Origin of the sequence: Rhodanobacter denitrificans (assembly GCF_003335105.1) — a bacterium.
Lineage (GTDB): Bacteria > Pseudomonadota > Gammaproteobacteria > Xanthomonadales > Rhodanobacteraceae > Rhodanobacter > Rhodanobacter denitrificans_A.
Genome location: NZ_QFWQ01000006.1, coordinates 503,054 through 506,148, shown reverse-complemented (window position 1 = coordinate 506,148; position 3,095 = coordinate 503,054). Strand labels below are relative to the sequence as shown.

The 3,095-nt window shown below is 71.0% G+C and carries 2 protein-coding genes; both read right to left on the bottom strand.

Going from position 1 to position 3,095, the window contains the following annotated elements:
• Window positions 1–2,226: ligand-binding sensor domain-containing protein (locus tag DEO45_RS11825; protein WP_317616011.1), on the bottom strand; the 2,226-nt coding region annotated here is incomplete at its 3' end.
• Window positions 2,227–2,377: 151 nt separating this feature from the next.
• A partial coding sequence (locus DEO45_RS11820; RefSeq protein ID WP_114343786.1) for an ATP-binding protein occupies window positions 2,378–3,095 on the bottom strand: 718 nt, incomplete at its 5' end.

Genomic DNA, 3,095 nt, shown 5'->3' with positions numbered 1-3,095 from the left:
CGTGTAGCTGCCTGCGCCCAGGCCGGTGAAATCCCGCTCCCCCCGATGGCCCGTGTCCACCCAGTCGCTGTCGAAACCCTGCAGCTGGAAGCGGTAGCGGTTGGCCGACGGAGCGATATAGGAAAACACCCGCGCCTCGACCGCAAGCTGGCTGTCGCGCCAGCCGACCTGCAGCGACTGTGTGCCGATCGGCAGCACCTGGATGGCGCCGTAGCGGCGCACCTTGGCCTGGGTCAGCGCCATCTGCGGCACGCTGGTCTGCCGGTTACTGCGGTTCGGATTGAACGCCATCACGCCGCCCAGGGTGGCGGCGTAGATGTAGCCGTTCGGCATCCGCGCATAGCCGCGGAAGAATTCGCCGTTGGTCAGGCCGTCCTGCAGGCCGAACGAGCGGAACGCCCCGCTGCGCGGATCGAAACGCCACAAGCCGTCGTGGCCGAACACCCAGACGCGACCCGTGGCATCGACGTGCAGGTCGGTGACGTTGAGCGACGGCCAGCCGTGCGCCGCATCGATCCGCCGATCCGCCACGATGCCGTCGCCGCGACGGCGGTAATGGGTCAGCCCGTCGGCGTTGGCCATCCACAGCCCGTCGCCGGTGAAGTCGAAGGCGTCGACAGTTTGCCCGGACGGACCGCCCGGCACCATCACGAAGCGGTCACGCGCCGTGTCCAGCCACATCATGCCGCCATCGCTGGCGTACCAGAAAATGCCGTCGCGCAGCGTCATCTGGCTGCCCCAATGCACCCTGTCGCTGGCGCCGTCCATCGGCACCGGGTGTACCGCCAGCGTCTCCGGGTCGATGCGGAACAGGCCCTGGCCGAAGGTGCGCGCGTACATCTGGCCATCCGGTCCGGGCTCCACCTCCAGCGGGCGCTGCATCAGCTTACCGTCCGGATCAACGCGTTCGAGCCGCCCCTCGGTGTTGCGATACAGCGCGCCCTGCACCACGACCCACAGGCGATGCTTCGCGTCCTCGGTCATGCCGATCACGTCGCCGTGCAACCCCGACAGCACGTGTTCGACCTTGCCGGTCACCGGATCGAGCCGGTCGATCCGGCCGCCGCGCTGGCCGACCCACACGTGACGACCGTCCTTGCCGCGCGCCATCGTGGTCGCGATCGCGTCGCGCAGGCTGGACGGATCGTCCGGCATGTGGGTGAAGCGGCTGAACCGGCTCCAGCCCGGTGCCAGGTACGCCACGCCGCCGTCGAACAGCACGGCCCACAGTCCGCCTTCGCGATCGACCGCCAGCTGCCACACCCAGGTGCCCGGCAGGTTGCCGTAGAGCACCGGCTGGTCGGTCACCGCCGTCACCGGATCGCTCGGGCGCTCCTGCAGGAACAGCCCTTTCTGCGTGCCGGTCCACAACCGGCCGGCGGTATCCCGCACGCTGGTCATCACGTTGGTGTCGGGAATCACGCCGGTGCCGTAGCGGCGCGCCACGCCATCCTTGCCGATGATCCACAGGCCGTTCGCGGCGGCCACGCGCACCTCGTCGCCATCGCCTTCGATCCGCCAGGCGTCGATGGTCCGCTGCGGATCGGCCGACGGCACCCGGCGGATCGCGCCATCCTCCGCGCGCACGAACACGCCATGGTTGCTGCCGATCCACATCCGCCCCCGCGCATCCACGTACAGGGCGGCAACGATGCCGACCTCGGCCGGCGTCGCGCCGAGCACCGGATCGACCACGTGCTCGAACCCGCGTTCGTCCGGGCGCATCCGGTCGAGCCCGCCCGCACTGCCCACCCACAGCGCGCCGTCGGGAGTTTGCGCCACCGCCCAGACCCGGTCGCTGGCCAGGCTGGCAGGGTCGGCGGGGTCATGCCCCCAGTGCCGGAACGTGCCGCTGGCGTTGTCGTAGCGGTTCAACCCCGCATTCAGGCCGGCGGCCCACAGGCGCCCCTGCCGGTCGATCTGCAGCGTGGCGATGCCGTTGTTGTACAGCGAACCCGGGTCGTTCTCGGCATGCCGGAACACCTCGAAGCCGACACCGTCGAAACGCGCCAGGCCGCCCTTGGTGCCGAACCACATCGCGCCGTCGCGGTCCTGCACCACGGCGTACACACTCGTGCTGGGCAATCCGTCCGAGGTGTCGTAGCGACGGAACTGCGGAGTCGGCAGCGGATCGACCCGGGGCGCGACCGACGGAGCCGCCGCAGGCACGCCCGGCACGGGCGCAGCCAGCCCGAGGACCATCGTCAGCAAGACTGCCGAAAACATCAGGTTGTCCCCTTCGGACCTGCCCGCCTGCCCGTGCCATCCCGTACGCGAACCGGCTGCCCGCGAGCGAGGCGCCGTGGCGGCTGCCGTCCCGTGCCGGCCATGATGCCAAAACCCCCATGTCGGCGCGAGCCGACACGCAGGTCGGAGATCATGCCGGGGTGCGGGTCGCCGGCGCTGCCGCGGCACAGGCCAGCGCATCGGCGAGGCGTTCGCCGCTGACCGGCTTGCGCAGGAAGCCGTCCATCCCCGCCGCCCGCGCCTTCGCCTCATCCCCGCTGCCCGAGCGCGCCGTCACCGCCACGATCGGCAGGTGCTGCCCCGCGCGCTCGCGCTGGCGGATCAGCCGCGCCACCTGGAACCCGTCCACCCCCGGCAGGTCCAGGTCCAGCAGCACCGCGTCGACGTCCGCATGCGCCAGCTCGGCCAGCGCCGCCAGCCCGTTCACCACGTGCACCACCGTGTGTCCTTCCCGCTCCAGCAGGCCGCGGATCACCGTAGCCACGATGGTGTCGTCCTCCACCAGCAGCAGGTGGCAGGGACGGCCCGGCGCCCACGCCACCGGCGTTGACGACGCCGGCACCGCCAGCGGCAGCCGTACACGGAACGTGCTGCCGTGCGCCAGCCGCGACTCCAGCTCGATGCTGCCGCCCATCATCTCCACCAGCTCGCGGCAGATCGCCAGGCCCAGCCCGCTGCCCACCCGCCGCTGCGGTCCCTCCGCCTGCTCGAAGCGCTGGAACAGCCGCGCCTGGCTCGCCTCCGGGATGCCCGGACCGGTGTCGCTCACGCTCAGCAGCAGGCCCTCTTCCGTGCGCTGCGCCCGCAGCGTCACCTTGCCGTGCTCAGTGAACTTCAGCGCGTTGCTG